Source organism: Lysinibacillus sp. A4 (genome assembly GCF_024919535.1).
GTDB classification, from domain to species: Bacteria; Bacillota; Bacilli; order Bacillales_A; family Planococcaceae; genus Lysinibacillus; species Lysinibacillus capsici.
Window position 1 is genome coordinate 85,934 of the sequence record NZ_JANWTB010000007.1, and the last position, 15,808, is coordinate 101,741.

Sequence of the window (15,808 nt, forward strand, 5' to 3'; positions counted from 1 at the left end):
CAGTTGGATTACCTCACATTTTGTGAACGAATTGTATATTACAGCAATGTAAATTTTCGTGTCGATTAGTAAATTTTTATGTAGATAAATTAAAGATTTTGTTATGATAGTAAAGTTTAGAGGTCGATTAATTTATTTATATCCAGGAGGATTCGATTCACATGCTTAACTCAAAAAAACAAGACCCTTTCTTTATTGCATTGCATAAAATTGCTGAAAATATGAGAGAGGCTGTACATTACGCAAATGATTTTCGTATTAACAGTGTAGCTGACCTAAAAGAGATTAGCATTACAATGAAAAATTATGAAACTGCTGGTGATAAGCTTATTCATGAACTGATTGTCATGTTAAACAAATCATTCATGACACCTATTGAACGTGAGGATATTTTAGAGCTCGCCATTCGTATGGATGATGTATTAGATGGAACAGAACACTGTATTGCACACTTTGAAATGTTTTCGCTCACTGAGATTGATGAATCTATGCGCATTTTCTTAGGGTTTATTTCAAAAAGTGCTGATGAAATAGTCAAAGCGACAGAAGAGTTAAAGAAAAAGAATCTAATTGGCATGCGTCCACACGCAATTCTTATTAAAGACTATGAACGTGAATGTGATGAGGTACAACGTACTTCTATTAAGAAGTTATTTTTAAATGAAAAGGATCCAATCCGCCTCATTAAATTTAAGGATATTTATGAACAACTTGAAGATATCGCTGATCATTGTCAAAACGTAGCAAATACTATGGAAACAATTATCATGCGTAACGCATAATTAGGAGATGGGCACTTTACAATGAACACAATCATTATCTTAACCGTACTGGTCGTCATCTTTGCCCTAACATTTGACTTTATCAATGGCTTCCATGATACAGCAAATGCTATTGCAACTTCGGTTTCTACTAGAGCTTTGCCGCCACGCACGGCAATCATCATGGCGGCAACTATGAACTTTATTGGCGCTATCACCTTTGTAGGGGTTGCAAAAGCTCTAACAAAAGATATTGTAGATCCTTTTGCATTAAATGCTTTTGAAGGAGACACAACTGGCTCAGTCGTTATTTTAGCTGCATTAATTTCAGCCATAATTTGGAATTTACTGACATGGTATTTCGGTATACCGTCAAGTTCTTCACACACATTAATTGGGTCTATTGCCGGTGCTGCAATCGCATCCGCTGGTTTTAATGTGTTAAACTATGGCGGCTTTACTAAAATCATCATGGCTTTAGTATTTTCACCTTTACTTGCTATTTGTGCAGGCTTTATTATGATGACTCTTTTTAAATTATGGTTTAAAAATTTAAATTTATATCGGACGAATAAGGGTTTCCGTACAATGCAAATTTTTACTGCTGCCATCCAATCGTTCACCCATGGTACAAATGATGCGCAAAAAGCGATGGGGATTATGACAATGGCGTTAATCGCTGGTGGCTTGCACACTGGAGATGAAATACCTTTCTGGGTGCGTGCTGCTGCAGCTACAGCAATGGGGCTAGGTACCTCAATTGGTGGTTATAAAATCATTAAAACGGTAGGCGGTAAGATTATGAAAATCCGCCCTGTTAATGGTGTTGCGGCAGATTTAGCATCTGCTACTGTTATTTTTGGCGCTACGCTAATCCACTTACCAGTATCAACAACACATGTCATTTCTTCGTCCATTATGGGTGTCGGTTCAGCACAGCGTGTGCGTGGTGTAAACTGGGGTATGGCTCGAAAGATTGTTACTACTTGGGTGATTACAATGCCAATTTCTGCCGTTATGGCATCTGTTATTTATTTCATATTATCATTATTCTTTTAATAGTAAGACTCCTGTCCAAAAAGTGGATGGGAGTCTTTACTTTGTCACACGACAAAATGTGACACATCCTTTACACTAATTGAAAAGGGGGATGTATAAACAACTATGAAAACTTTTTCAGCTTTTATTACAGCACATGCGAAAGCAATCGTAGTCATATGGCTTATTATTTTTCTAGCAATGGCGTACTTTGCTTTACAGCTTCCAGGCAAACTTCAAGGTGATGGTTTCTTTGTCGAAGCAGATCATACCTATGTTACCAACGAGCTAGCAGAAAAATTTGATTTACCATCTAATACGATTTTGGTTGTCTTTGATCCAGCTGATGATCAGAAAATTGAAGACACTTTAAAAAAATTAGATAGCATAAAAGAGATTCATTCTATTCAATCACCTTTAGAAGACTCCTCTTTACGGAAAGATGGTATTGCCTATGCGATGGTTCACATAAAGAACGATGTAGAAAACCTTCCTGACATTGTTGAGGAATGCCGTTCATTAATTGAAAAAGACGGCATTAGTATCACTGGAGGGCCTGTTATATCTGCTGACATAAATACTGCTAGTCAAAAGGATTTGGCATCAGCTGAGGCCATTGGATTGCCAATTGCCATCGTGGTTCTCTTATTAGCGTTCGGTACAGTTGTTGCTTCTATTTTGCCAATCGTCATTGGTGTTGTGACAGTGGTTACCGCCTTTGGTATGATGACGCTGCTCAGTGCTAATGTCAATCTATCTATTTTCGTCTTAAATATTGTTCCAATGCTTGGGCTGGCTTTAAGTATTGATTTTGCGTTGCTGTTTATTAATCGTTACCGAGAAGAACGCACACATACTTCTATTGCTCAAGCCATTCAAACTGCTATTCAGACAGCAGGTCGTTCTATCATTTTCTCCGCAGTCTGTGTCATGATTGGCTTAGGTGCTATGATTGTCATTGATGTAGAAATTTTTCATAATATCGCCCTAGGAGGCACTATAGTCGTCCTGTTAGCCGTTCTTTCTGGCTTAACATTACTTCCTGCCACTATGATGCTATTAGGAGATAGACTTAATAAATGGCGCTTAATACGCGTTAAACCAGGTGGGGCAAATCGTTGGCGTGGCTTTGCAGGTTTTGTCATGAAGCATCCAGTAGCTATAGTGATTTCAGCATTATTATTACTAGGCATCGGCATGATCCCTTTAAAGGATATCCAATTAACCATTCCACAGGTGGACTCCTTACCTACGAAATATGATGCTCGTGCAGCATACGATAAATTAGATGAAACGTTTGGACTAGCTGAATCCTCTACATTGTATTTGTTGGCTGAACGAAAAGATGGCTGGGAGGATACTGAGGGTAGAGAGCTAATTTATACGATTCAAGAAAAGCTATTAAAGGACCCATTAGTGACTAATGTTTCAACTATTTATACAGCTGCTAACATTCAAACACCAGAGGAGCTTTCTGCTTCTTTAGCTATTCCACAGGTTGCTGAACAATTAAAACCTGTTATTAATTCATTTTCAAAGGATACACAGCTATTTGTTCCAATTACAATTGATGCAGCAGGTTCTTCCTCTACAGCTCAAAAATTTGCCCGAACATGGATGGACAAAGACCTGGGCGTGGATTTTGCACTTGGTGGACCAGCTAAATTCAACCAAGAAATCTTTGATGAAATTGCTAATAAAATTGTTTTAGCTATAGCAATTATTATCGTTTCTACATTCTTTATTTTAATGTTGGCATTCCGTTCTATTTTAATTCCGTTAAAGGCAATAATCATGAACATTATTGGGCTTTCATCTGCATTCGGTATACTCGTTTATATTTTCCAATATGGTCATTTTGGTATTGAAGCAAGCTCCATTGTGCTAATCATTCCAGTTATTGTTTTTTGTCTTGTATTTGGCTTAAGTATGGACTACGAAGTCTTTTTAATTTCTCGTATCCAAGAGGAATATTTAAAGGGCTCCGATAATACGCGCGCAACAATTGATGGCTTAACATCCACTAGCCGAATAATTACGTCGGCAGCGCTTATCATGATTGTTATTACAGGTGCATTTGCCTTCACAGATGTAATGCCTGTGAAGCAAATTGGTGTGGGTATTGCTATTGCTGTTGCCATTGATGCAACGATTATTCGTCTTATGCTTGTACCTAGTCTTATGAAGCTGTTTGGTGATTGGAACTGGTGGCTTCCTTTCTCAAAGAAAAGTAAATAACATAAAGAAAATCCACCTCCTTTAAAAGGAGGTGGATTTTTCAATTAAGCGTAAATGCTTTTATACCATTCTTTTGCTGCTTGTACTTCAGGCATTGTTAGTTGATGACCAAAATTAAACCATTTCTTCGTTACTTTGGCACCTGCAGCACTTAAAAGGGTTTCTAAATCCTCAGACTCCTGTGCTGTACACATCGGATCATTCGTACCAGCACCGATAAACACAGGTGTTGGAGAAAGTTGCGGTAATTCAATACCACGTCTTGGTACCATTGGGTGATGCAAAATAGCTCCTGCTAACGCATCATCATAGTGGAATAATAAGCTTGCTGCAATATTAGCACCATTCGAATACCCTATTGCTACAATTCGTTGGCGATCAAAGCCATATTGCTGTGCTGACGTCTCCAAAAATTCATGAAGCTCCTTTGTACGAAAGATTAAATCCTCCATATCAAAGACACCTTCGGCTAATCGGCGGAAAAATCGTGGCATTCCATGCTCAAGTACATTTCCGCGAACACTTAAAATATTGGCTGTTTCATCTATTTCTTTTGCTAGCCCAATAAGACTTTCCTCATTACCACCTGTACCATGTAGCAATAATAAAGTCGGTTTTGTTTCGTCTGTACCTTTATAATAAATATGTTGCACTGACAGTCACCTCTCAATTATCTTGAATTCGAGATAATTGTAGCCTGTGGCAAAATTAAATTCAAGCTCTTTGACTTATTAATTTCACGATTTTCACGATTAGGCTGTTCTTCGTGATTTTTATAAAAATTAGTAATGGTATAAACTGAAAATAAACATGCCGCAATCACAACAACAATAACAATTCCCACTAATTTTTTTCCGTTCATCTATCATGATCCCCCGTATAACTTATTTCTTTGTACGAAAGCCTTCTTCTAGTAAATATTCCTTTGCTGCCTCATACGTACCAAATGCCTCTTCTAGATTGTCTCCATGATACACGTTCCACGAACGTTGCTCAAAAGCTAGCTGTAACTGACTACCATCGCGACTATGCCAAATCTCTACAATTGGCTCCTGCTCTTCTACTTCTTCAGATAAATATTGGATTGCGTCTTCAATAATTTCACGAAGTTGTTGTTCATCGTAATCGCGGATATTTACTAATCCTTTATCATTAGCCTCATTCTCATAGCGTAATAAATCTCCTACAAAGACAAAGCCATTGCCGTTTGGATGTAATTTCTCAACTACAATCGTCTTTTCGTAAAGACTGTCCATGTAATGATAATTTAGGCGCTTTAAAGAAATTTCTTTTTTTGTTAGCTCAGAAAACGATTCAATAATCGCTTGTTTTTGTTCAAATGTTAGCATATAAAAAATGCTCCTTTTCTTTACAATCTATCTAACAGTATAACTCATTTTTTCCTATTATATCGTGTCGTTTCTAAATCATTTTTGCGCAAGAAAATAGGACAAGCTAATATTATAGCTTATCCTATTTAAACTTATGAGGTTTGATTAACTATTTTTTCACGTGTGAATTTTATCACCTGTGCAACATACAATTCCCGATAAGGAACAAATTGTGCAGTACCTACTGGTCTGACAATTCTCACACGTTGACCATCAGGGAAATATTCATACCCTTCAATATTAAGTGTCGTCGTTTCTCCCAAGAAGAAAGCCTCCGCCTCATCTAGCTTCGCTCTAACTACACCCGATACTTCTTCATACTGCAAAGCAAAGGAATCCCAATCATGCTTGAAAGGATATATGTAGACATGGCAAAATTCATTGTCGATCATATTTTCAGAAACGATACTACAAGATGTCATACCCATTTTGACAACCTCATGGACATCAATATTAAGGCCCAATTCTTCTCTTACTTCTCGAATGCCTGACTCTACTGTCTCAATCGCTAAAAGATGTCCTGCTGCTGTAATATCGAGTAACCCTGGATAATCCTTTTTCTGTGAACTACGTACTTGAAAATAAATATAGTCTTCATTTACAAGCCAGCAATGAAAAGTCTCATGCCAAAGCCCCTTTTCATGCACTTCCGCTCTCGTAGCTGTCCCAATTTGCTCATGCTGTTCATTAAATACCTTTACAATTTCTTGTTCCATTGTTTCGACTCCTATACTGACTTCGTCGCTTTTTTCTTAATTGCATTACGTTGATCATAAATATTGGATACGATAACCTTTAAGACTGCATAAAATGGTACAGCGATAATAATACCAATAAAACCTGCTATATTACCTGCCGCTAAAATAATTGTAATAACGGTAAGGGGGTGGATATCAAGTGATTTCCCCATGACATTAGGTGTAATAAAGTTGCTGTCTATTTGCTGAGCAACCAGCGTCACAACCGAAACCCACACCACTAAAATTGGATCTTGAATAACTGCCACAATCAGGGCTGGCGCAAAGGCAATCCAAGGCCCGATAAATGGAATCATATTCATAAAGAATGCAAAAATCACTAGTAATAACGAATAGTCTAATCCGATAATTAAATAGCCTACATACATTATTAGTGCTAATAAAAAACTAATTTGCAGTTGGCCCTGAATGTAGGTACGTAATACATCATCAATTTCACTTAACGTTTTCTTTACCCATTGCTGACGTTCACCACTGAAATATTTATAGATGGATGGAGCAAACTTCTCATGATCCTTCAGCATAAAAATAAAGAAGAACGGAATTAAAATGGCTAATAACGACACAGATACAATGGATTGTAAAAAGGACACAAAACCTTTACTCGCCACTACTGCAATATCTTGTACCGAATTCGCCATTTTTTCGATAACATCATTTAATTGCTCAGGGAAGTTATCCTTATTTTGCGTTACATAGTCTGTTAATTGCTGGATGCTCGTACTAATACTCGTACTAATCATAGGGGCATTCTTCACCAATTTATTGACCTGCTCGGCAATCGGGTTACCAATAATCCAGCCAAAAATACCTACCATTGCTATTAGTCCGAACAAAATCGTCAATATACTTCCCCATCGAGGAAATCTACGTTTTTCTAAAAATCTCTGAATTGGCTCCGTCACATAATAGAGAACACCACCAAGTAGTAAAGGCACAAAAATCGCTTTTAATATGATGACAAGCGGTGAAAAAATCCAATGAATTTCTATAAAATATTTAATGATTAGTAGTGTAAGTAGTATCCCTACTCCTACTTGAAACCAAACTTTCCTTGTCACTTTCTTTCACTTCCTTTAATAGCAGTTACTGAAAATACTACTGATATATTAACCATTTCGCAAGTATCCTAGTATTTTTTTACAGAACTCCTCTGACAAACTAAAAAATTCGCTCACTTCCACAATACTAGTTATCGTGGAAGTGAAACGAATTTAAGTCATCAATTATAGAGAAGAATCATCAATGGAATTTAAGAATGTCTCAATTTCTCCAATAACCGATTCAACACAGCCATCCTCAAATGGCGAGATTAAACCTGCCTCTTTTACAAGCTTTGTAAAGGACATAGAGCCACCTAAACCACAAAGATGAATATAGTCTTTCCAAGCCGCTTCAAATTCTTCACGTGAACGTTTCCAGAATTGGAAGGCACAAATTTGCGCTAACGTGTAATCAATGTAGTAGAACGGACTTGCATAGATGTGAGCCTGACGTTGCCAAATGCCCCCAGCCTCTAGGTAGCTGTTATGATCATAGTCACGGTGTGGTAAATACGTTTCCTCAATTTTTTTCCATGCAGCTTTACGTTCAGCAGGAGTCATTGTTGGATTTTCATAAATAACATGCTGGAACTCATCTACTGCCACACCATATGGTAAGAATAAAAGACCACTACTTAAATGTGTAAATTTATATTTCTCTGTATCACCTTCAAAGAACAGCTCCATCCAAGGCCATGTGAAGAATTCCATACTCATCGAGTGAATTTCACAAGACTCGTAGGTAGGCCATAAATACTCAGGAATGCCAATGTTACGGCTTGAATAAACTTGGAAAGCATGTCCAGCTTCATGTGTTAATACATCGATATCACCTGAAGTACCATTAAAATTTGAGAAAATGAATGGGGAATGATAGTTTTCAATAAACGTACAATAACCGCCACTTTCTTTCCCTTTCTTCGCTACAAGATCCATTAAGTCATGGTCAATCATGAAATTAAAGAATTCTCCTGTCTCAGGTGAAAGCTCCTCATACATTTTTTTACCGTTTGCTACAATCCACTCAGGATTCCCTTTTGGTGTAGCATTACCTGATAAGAAGTTAAGTGCTTCATCATAAAATTTGAAATCTTCAATGCCAATTCGCTTTGCCTGACGCTCGTAAAGCTTCGTTGCAACAGGCACAATTAAATCACGTACCTGATCACGGAATTTTTTAACCATATCAGCATTGTAATCAATCCGATTCATACGAATATAGCCTAGTTCAACATAGTTGTTATAGCCAAGTTTAATCGCAATGTCATGGCGTACCTTGACAAGTTCATCATATAAACGATCGAATTCATCTTCATGCTGTGCAAAGAAGCCAAAGCGAGCATCCGTTGCTGCCTTACGTGTTTCTCGATCCGTTGACTCTGCAAACGGACCAAGTTGAGCGAGCGTTAATGTTTCTCCATTAAAGTCAATTTGTGCAGATGCAACAAGCTTATTGTACTCAGAAACAAGTCTGTTTTCCTTTTGCATCAAATCAATAACTTCTGGTGAGAAGCCTTTAATTTGATAAGTTGCTAGATCAAATAATTGCTGACCCCATTTTTCTTCTAATTGCTCACGAAATGGTGAATCAATTAAAGCTTTATAGTATTCCGTCGTTACTTCTTCTAGCTCAGGACCTACTTCATCGAAATAATCACGTTCTGCTTGATAAAATTCATCATTCGTATCGATTGAAGCACGAATATATACTAAATTAGCCATTGTCGCAAAGTCATTACTAATTGCATTGTGCTTTTCAATGATATTACTTTGCTCGTCCATGGATTGTGCTTGTTTAAATTGCTCAATGAGTGCTAATTGCTGCTCTTTCATCGATGCCACATTTGGACGGCTGTACTGATATTCTTTAAACGTTGTCATTAAAGTCCCCTCTTTCTGTCCTATACCCCGTAATATTTCTATTATATGCCAAATAGAATCTATTAAGAAACAATTATCTCTTTTCTGTTGAAATGATTTTTATGAGAAAGAAGCAGTTCCTAAATCTAATGGCGTTGTTGTTTAATAGCCCACAATATATGTTTTTAATAACGCAGCTCTTTCTCTTATTCTTAATTTTGCTTCTACTGATTTTGGGGTTCTTGCTGATAGGACATCTACTTCAAAATCTAAAGTTTCAGCAAGATATTTTGCACGTTTTAAATGAAAGTCATTTGAAACGATGGTAATTTTCTTTGTCTCTTTTGGTAATAATTCTTTAGAGAATACTAAATTTTCATAAGTAGATGTAGATTGATCTTCTATGATAATTCTCGTGGCATCAATGCCATGCTGTTCCAAATAGTCTTGCATTACAGCTGCCTCTGTACGATCTTCATCTGGCCCTTGTCCGCCTGACACAATGACCTTAACATGTGGGTATTTTGTTAAGTATGGAACAGCCACCTCTAATCTACTTTTTAATGAAAGCGATGGTACACCACCTGGCCTTACTTTTGCTCCCAATATAATCATATAATCAGCTGAACCATCAGCATTCGGTTCCATACCCTGATCAATTTCTTTCCCAAGCCAAATATAAAGAACGATTCCACTACCGATTAAAATAACACCAACTGTCATCAACCACCTTCTCACAAATCATTCCTCCTTTACCTTTTATTAACGATGATAAAAAGAAAAGGATGCTTGTTAACCAAGCACCCTGAAATATTATCTCAATATAAATCGTTTAATAGACTCCTGTAAGGCAGATATTTCATCGGTTAAATCATTGGAAGATTCGCTAACCAGTTGTATTGCGCGTTGTTGCTCATCTACAGATGCTGTTACCTCTTCAGATGCAGCAGCATTCTTTTCACTAATCATCGCAATGCTTTCAATCGATTGCATAATCGTATTCTTAGAGCTATTTAAATATTCTACACTATCTGTCGTATCGCCTATAATGGCTATAATTTTTTCAACAGCTAATTTAATTTCTGTAAAGGATGATTCTGTTACCATGACAGAATCATTTTGTTGACTTACAATGATATGGGTTTTCTGCATTTCACCATTGACTAAGTTTGTTTCACTTTCAATGCCTTTTAGCGTTGTGCGTACTAGCTCAGTTGCTACAGAGGTTTGATCAGCAAGTTTACGTACCTCTTCCGCGACAACTGCGAATCCTTTACCATGTTCACCCGCTCTTGCTGCTTCAATAGAGGCGTTAAGTGCAAGTAAATTCGTTTGATCTGAAATCTCCGTAATCGTGCCCACGATGCCTTCAATTTCACGTACCTTGACAATTAAGCTACCAAATACAGACTGAATATTCTGAACGAGATTTGAAGACTCTCTCGACTTATCCTTTAAGCTTTCTAGATTAACTAGGCCTTCTTCATTTGATTTTTTCATATGCTGTGAGGCATCTAACATTAATTCATTTTTATCATGCAATCCTTCAATTTGGTGCGCAAATTCGATAGCCGTTCGGTTTGTATCCTCTGCATCAGATGCTTGCTTGACTGCACCCTTGGATACTTCATTGATTGCTTTGACGATTTCATCCCCATAGGCATTTGTCTCTTCAGCTACTGCGGTTAAGTTGGCTGATGTTGATTGTATTTCTACAATCGCTTCCTCCACATCTGAAATAAGTGTTTTAAGTTGATGTACCATTTCATTAAAGCCAGCATTTAACTGTCCTATTTCATCCGAGCGCTGTAAATGCTCAATTTCAACCGTTAAATTCCCTTTTGCTACTTCACGTACACGTTTAGATAATTTTTGAACTGGTAATGCCAGATGTCTTGATACAAGAATGACAACGATTGTCCCAATAATGATGGCACCTACTAATGTCAAACCAATTACTAGCAATAAAGAATTCGCCTCTGCATTAAAATCCTGCATATATGTACCTGATGCAATAATCCATCCCCAATATGGATCTTTCTCAGAATAAATAATTTTATCGGCTAAGACATCCTGACCTGGTAGTTCAAATTCATATTGTGTAAAGCCACCCCCATCAAGTGCCTTTTCAGTTACTTCTCGAATAAAGTAATTGCCACTGCTATCTTGGTCATTCCAAAGATTATCTCCTTCTCGTGTTGGATGTGTTGTTAATGTTCCCTTATCATCCAACACATAGATATAGCCATATTCCCCTAAATCACCAGGATAATTAATTGGCCGTTTTCCTTCGCTATCTTTCGGACCAAGAAATGCTTCTCGTACTCGCTCCTGTGCAACCTCTAAGGAAATGTCGCCCTTTTCAACACTCTCGTTTGCGAGCTCGATTAATTGCAAAGCAGATTCAACACTATTGTAAAGTACCTGCTCTCCTATATCCTCCATTCCATTCTTAGCCTTACCATAACTAACTATACCAATTATTAAACTTGGAATAACTAGTAATGCCAATGAAATAATAATCAATTTCCCCTGTATTGAACGTAAAAACTTCATACTTTAGCCCCCCTATTTTCTTCGTTCAACAATATATTACTTTATATTATGTTATGGTTTGAAAGTTTTCACAATGGGTAAAGCACAAATTATTTTCTTATTTCCCTTAATATGGTTTGTTTTCATACCTTTATGCTAACCCCTAGTTAAATTTTAAATGCCAAAAATTAAAAGAACTATTTCTCCACAAGACATAAGCTTATAGAGAAATAGTTCTAAACTAATCATAATTTAAATGTATTAATCGTTTCTATAACCTCTTTCGATGTTTGATCTAATATTGTTACAACTTCATTTAATTCAGAAACCATCGTTACTTGTAAATCAGAGGCAGCTGCTACTTCCTTTGTTCCTAGGACACTATGCTTCGCAATAGCATTCATCTGTTCGGTAGTAGCTAATACTTCCTCAGAGCCTGCTGACATTTCTTCAATGACAGCAGAGTCATCTTGAATTTTATTATTCACCTCAAGGACAGATTGCAATATTTTCTCTAGACTTTCACCTATGTGTTGCACTGCTTTATTGCCTGCCTGTACATCTATGGTACTACTAGCCATCTCTTGTAACGCTCGATCAGTAATTTTCTTAAAGCTTTCTAAATGCATGTGTATTTCGTCAGCAGATGCTTTAGACATCTCTGCAAGTTTACGAACTTCATCTGCCACGACCGCAAATCCTTTACCAGCTTCTCCTGCTCTAGCTGCTTCTATTGCCGCGTTTAAAGCTAGTAGGTTGGTTTGATCCGCAATACTCGTAATGATGGTCACCATCTCTTCAATTGAGCGGAACTTATCACCCATTTCCTCGACATGATTAGCCGTACGTAAAACAGAAGATTCTACGTTTTGAATTTGAGATACAACTTCTTGAGAATGACTAACACCTGTTTCCACAAGTCCCGTCATTGCTGATGATGACTCCGCAATTTCTGAAGTTGTATCAGCCAGTCTTTGAATACCAATTGACATCTCATTCATCGTTAATACAACCTCTTGATTATTTTGCTGCTGTTGCTCACTACCAGCAGCAATTTCAATAATTCGATCTGCAATTTGAGCGTTTGATTCTTCCACATGCTGAGAAGTCTCATCAATTTTTTGAACAACATTTTGTAAAGCAAATGTGCGTTGTTGAATCGTATGGAAAGTTTCTTTTAATTTTTGTAGTGATTCTCTGAAGGATTGTGCAAATATTGTAATTTCATTTGCTCCTTTTAGCTGGATTTTCTCCACTGCTATCGTTGCCTTAGCAATATCACCTTGAGCAAAACTTTGTGCTGCATCACCTAAATGTGCAAGGGGTTTTAACGCTCCATTAATATAACGATATAGGATGAACATAACAATACCTGTTAAAGCTAAGATGACAATAATTAATGCAGGTAAAATAGCCGTTAATACGGCATTCGCAACATTGCTTACCTCTGTTGCTTCTATATCGACCCCAACAAAGGCAACAGTATTCCCTTCCTCATCCTTTAATGGAACAGTACCAGATAAATAATCTCCAAAATCACTATGTAAAATAGCGGAATAATAACTTCCTGTATTCTTTACCTTTTCAATATCCTTGTAGTATGTGGTGGAGGACTCATCTCCTATAGCTCCAGCATTTTCTTGATCATCTGCTGGCATACCGTCCACTAAAAAACGTACCTTTTTATCTTCCTGTGGTACTGCGAAAGTATAGGCATAGAGAACACCATTTATTTCACGTAATTCGTTGAGCTCTTCTCGAAGTCGCCAATATAACTCAGATTCTTTTGGTTCCTTTGAGAGTTGCTCATATTCAGCAGCATTTAGATGTTTTGCAATATTCTCAGCAACTGCAACTGCCTGTGTTCCCATGGTTTTATTAACAGATGATTTTGCTGTGTAGATTGTTGTTATAACGAAAAAAGATAACAAAGCCACTAACATTACTAATGACATTAACACTATTTTATTGCTTAATTTGCCTGTCGCTCGCATACGTTCCTCCTTTAATATATTGATATACTAATATCTTAATAGTTCCTATTGTACTATTTTTTTAACTATTTCGACAATAAATCTATGATATTAAGCATATCCAAATAATTAATGCAATTAAAGTGGCGAACAGTGTCGGAATGGTAAGAATAACACCAATTTTAAAATATTGTCCCCAGCTAATTTTAATGCCTTTCTGGGCTAATATATGAAGCCATAGCAATGTTGCCAGTGAGCCAATCGGTGTCATTTTTGGGCCTAAATTCGTACCAATTATATTTGCATATATCAGTCCCTCTTTCATCATGCCCGATGCGCTTGTTTCTGAAATCGCCAAAGCATCTATCATAACCGTAGGTAAATTGTTCATGACAGCAGACAAAATGGCAGCAACAAATCCCATCGTCATCGTTGCTACTACGAAGCCCTGCTGTATAGCTAGTTCTAATAAATTTGCTAACATTCCTGTCATCCCTACATTTTTTAACCCATAGACAACCACATACATGCCAATTGAGAAAAACACAATATTCCACGGCGCTCCTTTTACAACTCTTATTGTATCTACCACAGAGCTACGCTGTGCTAGCCATAAGAATATTGCAGCGACCCCACATAAAATAAAAGATACAGGGATGTGTAAAACCTCACCAGCTACAAAGCCCACTAATAGAATCCCAATTACATACCAAGCGATCGAAAATAATTTGGGATCTCGGATTGCCTGACTTGGTTGCTCAACTGCCTCAAGAGAATAATGTTGTGGTATGGAACGGCGAAAAACAATGTAAAGCACTACTATACTTGCCACTAACGAAAAGAAATTCGGTACAAGCATATGAACTGCATAATCTATAAAGCCTATATCGAAAAAGTCAGCTGATACGATATTCGTTAAATTGCTAATAACGAACGGTAACGAGGTTGTATCTGCTATAAATCCACTTGCAATAATAAATGGAAAGATCATTTTTTCACTCAAGTTCAGTTTTCTCACCATCGCTAAAACGATTGGCGTTAGAATTAAAGCACCCCCATCGTTCGCAAACAAAGCCGATACAACAGCTCCAAGGCAACTAATATAAACAAATAAGCGAATTCCACTTCCCTTTGCAAGTCGTGCCATATGTAGAGCCGCCCATTCGAAAAAGCCAATTTCATCTAAAATGAGTGAAATTAAAATAATACCAATAAATGATAGCGTTGCATTCCAAACAATCCCCGTTACCTCTAACACATCATGCCAGGTTACTACACCTATTACTAGCGCAATAGCTGCTCCTATACAGGCTGACCAGCCAATTGATAGTTTTCGTGGTTGCACGATGACAAAAAATAATGTGACTAAAAATAAAATAATGGCTAAAGCAGTCTGCATCTTTTCCTCCCTAATTAAAAACCAGTAGCTTAAATGCTACTGGTTTACTCATTTTGTTAATGGTTTATTCGCCTAAATCTGCGTTGTGGAAAACATTTTGTACATCTTCTAAATCTTCTAATGCATCAATTAGTTTTTCAAACTTCGCTACATCGTCGCCAGTTAAAGTCACTTCTGTTTGAGGCAACATAGAAAGCTCTGCTACTGTAAATTCTTCTACACCCGCAGCCTTTAATGCTTCTTGTGTCGCAAAGAATTGGTCTGGCTCTGCATAAATAATTACCGCTTCATCCTCTTCTAGAATATCACGAGCATCTATATCAGCTTCCATTAAAATCTCTAGTACTTCATCAGCCGTTTTACCCTCTAAGCCAATAACCGCTGTTGAATCGAACATATAAGCTACAGATCCACTGACACCCATATTGCCGTTATTTTTACCAAATGCTGCACGTACATCAGATGCTGTACGATTTACATTGTTTGTTAAAGCATCCACGATAATCATTGTGCCGGCTGGTCCAAAGCCTTCATAACGTAATTCATCAAAGCTTTCATCACCGCCACCTTTTGCTTTATCAATGGCTTTTTCTATAATATGTTTTGGAACACTGTATGTTTTTGCGCGTTCAAGCACTACTTTAAGTGCACGGTTTGACTCTGGATCTGGTTCGCCTGATTTAGCTGCCACATAAATTTCTCGCCCAAATTTTGCATTAATACGGCTTGTGCTTTGATCTTTAGACGCTTTCTTTTCTTTAATATTGTTCCACTTACGACCCATTGTTTCCACTCTCTTTCAAAAGATAAAT

At 37.3% G+C, this 15,808-nt stretch carries 14 protein-coding genes; 3 read left to right on the forward strand and 11 right to left on the reverse strand.

Annotated elements, in window-relative coordinates:
* The first annotated feature begins 161 nt into the window (after positions 1–161).
* From NY607_RS15390 to NY607_RS15400, 3 genes are all read left to right on the forward strand, one after another.
* Positions 162–782 carry a DUF47 domain-containing protein gene (locus NY607_RS15390; RefSeq protein WP_004231927.1) on the forward strand — a complete coding sequence of 207 codons (621 nt, stop codon included), beginning with the start codon at positions 162–164 and terminating at the stop codon, positions 780–782.
* 21 nt (positions 783–803) lie between these two features.
* Complete coding sequence (locus NY607_RS15395) at positions 804–1,820, forward strand: inorganic phosphate transporter (protein ID WP_004231925.1); 1,017 nt, start codon at positions 804–806, stop codon at positions 1,818–1,820.
* 105 nt (positions 1,821–1,925) lie between these two features.
* The gene (locus tag NY607_RS15400) at positions 1,926–4,037 is read left to right on the forward strand and encodes an MMPL family transporter (protein ID WP_131520895.1); all 2,112 of its coding nucleotides are present in this window, start codon (positions 1,926–1,928) and stop codon (positions 4,035–4,037) included.
* A gap of 44 nt (positions 4,038–4,081) precedes the next feature.
* Here NY607_RS15400 and NY607_RS15405 read toward each other — a convergent pair whose 3' ends face one another.
* The 11 genes from NY607_RS15405 to NY607_RS15455 form a co-directional block, all read right to left on the reverse strand.
* Entirely contained in the window at positions 4,082–4,690 is a 609-nt protein-coding gene (locus NY607_RS15405) for an alpha/beta hydrolase (RefSeq protein WP_259419927.1), read from the reverse strand.
* A 17-nt stretch (positions 4,691–4,707) separates the two neighbouring features.
* On the reverse strand, positions 4,708–4,899 hold the full coding sequence (locus tag NY607_RS15410; protein WP_004231917.1) for a hypothetical protein: 192 nt from the start codon (positions 4,897–4,899) through the stop codon (positions 4,708–4,710).
* 22 nt (positions 4,900–4,921) lie between these two features.
* Complete coding sequence (locus tag NY607_RS15415; protein ID WP_004231915.1) at positions 4,922–5,386, reverse strand: hypothetical protein; 465 nt, start codon at positions 5,384–5,386, stop codon at positions 4,922–4,924.
* A 134-nt stretch (positions 5,387–5,520) separates the two neighbouring features.
* Positions 5,521–6,144 carry an NUDIX hydrolase gene (locus NY607_RS15420; protein WP_131520898.1) on the reverse strand — a complete coding sequence of 208 codons (624 nt, stop codon included), beginning with the start codon at positions 6,142–6,144 and terminating at the stop codon, positions 5,521–5,523.
* 11 nt (positions 6,145–6,155) lie between these two features.
* The gene (locus tag NY607_RS15425; RefSeq protein WP_131520899.1) at positions 6,156–7,247 is read right to left on the reverse strand and encodes an AI-2E family transporter; all 1,092 of its coding nucleotides are present in this window, start codon (positions 7,245–7,247) and stop codon (positions 6,156–6,158) included.
* Between the two features lie 165 nt (positions 7,248–7,412).
* Positions 7,413–9,110 (reverse strand): M3 family oligoendopeptidase, encoded by a 1,698-nt coding sequence (locus NY607_RS15430; protein ID WP_131520900.1) that lies wholly within the window; start codon positions 9,108–9,110, stop codon positions 7,413–7,415.
* 141 nt (positions 9,111–9,251) lie between these two features.
* Positions 9,252–9,827 carry a YdcF family protein gene (locus NY607_RS15435; RefSeq protein WP_483869376.1) on the reverse strand — a complete coding sequence of 192 codons (576 nt, stop codon included), beginning with the start codon at positions 9,825–9,827 and terminating at the stop codon, positions 9,252–9,254.
* A 75-nt stretch (positions 9,828–9,902) separates the two neighbouring features.
* Positions 9,903–11,645: a methyl-accepting chemotaxis protein gene (locus NY607_RS15440; RefSeq protein ID WP_131520901.1), complete on the reverse strand. Its 1,743-nt coding sequence runs from the start codon at positions 11,643–11,645 to the stop codon at positions 9,903–9,905.
* A 224-nt stretch (positions 11,646–11,869) separates the two neighbouring features.
* Entirely contained in the window at positions 11,870–13,618 is a 1,749-nt protein-coding gene (locus NY607_RS15445) for a methyl-accepting chemotaxis protein (protein WP_131520902.1), read from the reverse strand.
* Positions 13,619–13,700: 82 nt separating this feature from the next.
* Positions 13,701–14,996: an arsenic transporter gene (locus NY607_RS15450; protein WP_131520903.1), complete on the reverse strand. Its 1,296-nt coding sequence runs from the start codon at positions 14,994–14,996 to the stop codon at positions 13,701–13,703.
* A gap of 64 nt (positions 14,997–15,060) precedes the next feature.
* Complete coding sequence (locus NY607_RS15455) at positions 15,061–15,780, reverse strand: YebC/PmpR family DNA-binding transcriptional regulator (protein ID WP_237898810.1); 720 nt, start codon at positions 15,778–15,780, stop codon at positions 15,061–15,063.
* Positions 15,781–15,808 lie beyond the last annotated feature (28 nt).

Excerpts from the sequence above, each read along its gene's own strand:
- NY607_RS15420 (WP_131520898.1), bottom strand. The coding sequence starts at position 6,144 with ATGGAACAAGAAATTGTAAAGGTATTTAATGAACAGCATGAGCAAATT.
- NY607_RS15450 (WP_131520903.1), bottom strand. The coding sequence starts at position 14,996 with ATGCAGACTGCTTTAGCCATTATTTTATTTTTAGTCACATTATTTTTT.
- NY607_RS15455 (WP_237898810.1), bottom strand. The coding sequence starts at position 15,780 with ATGGGTCGTAAGTGGAACAATATTAAAGAAAAGAAAGCGTCTAAAGAT.
- NY607_RS15390 (WP_004231927.1), top strand. The coding sequence starts at position 162 with ATGCTTAACTCAAAAAAACAAGACCCTTTCTTTATTGCATTGCATAAA.
- NY607_RS15400 (WP_131520895.1), top strand. The coding sequence starts at position 1,926 with ATGAAAACTTTTTCAGCTTTTATTACAGCACATGCGAAAGCAATCGTA.
- NY607_RS15395 (WP_004231925.1), top strand. The coding sequence starts at position 804 with ATGAACACAATCATTATCTTAACCGTACTGGTCGTCATCTTTGCCCTA.
- NY607_RS15430 (WP_131520900.1), bottom strand. The coding sequence starts at position 9,110 with ATGACAACGTTTAAAGAATATCAGTACAGCCGTCCAAATGTGGCATCG.
- NY607_RS15410 (WP_004231917.1), bottom strand. The coding sequence starts at position 4,899 with ATGAACGGAAAAAAATTAGTGGGAATTGTTATTGTTGTTGTGATTGCG.
- NY607_RS15415 (WP_004231915.1), bottom strand. The coding sequence starts at position 5,386 with ATGCTAACATTTGAACAAAAACAAGCGATTATTGAATCGTTTTCTGAG.
- NY607_RS15440 (WP_131520901.1), bottom strand. The coding sequence starts at position 11,645 with ATGAAGTTTTTACGTTCAATACAGGGGAAATTGATTATTATTTCATTG.
- NY607_RS15445 (WP_131520902.1), bottom strand. The coding sequence starts at position 13,618 with ATGCGAGCGACAGGCAAATTAAGCAATAAAATAGTGTTAATGTCATTA.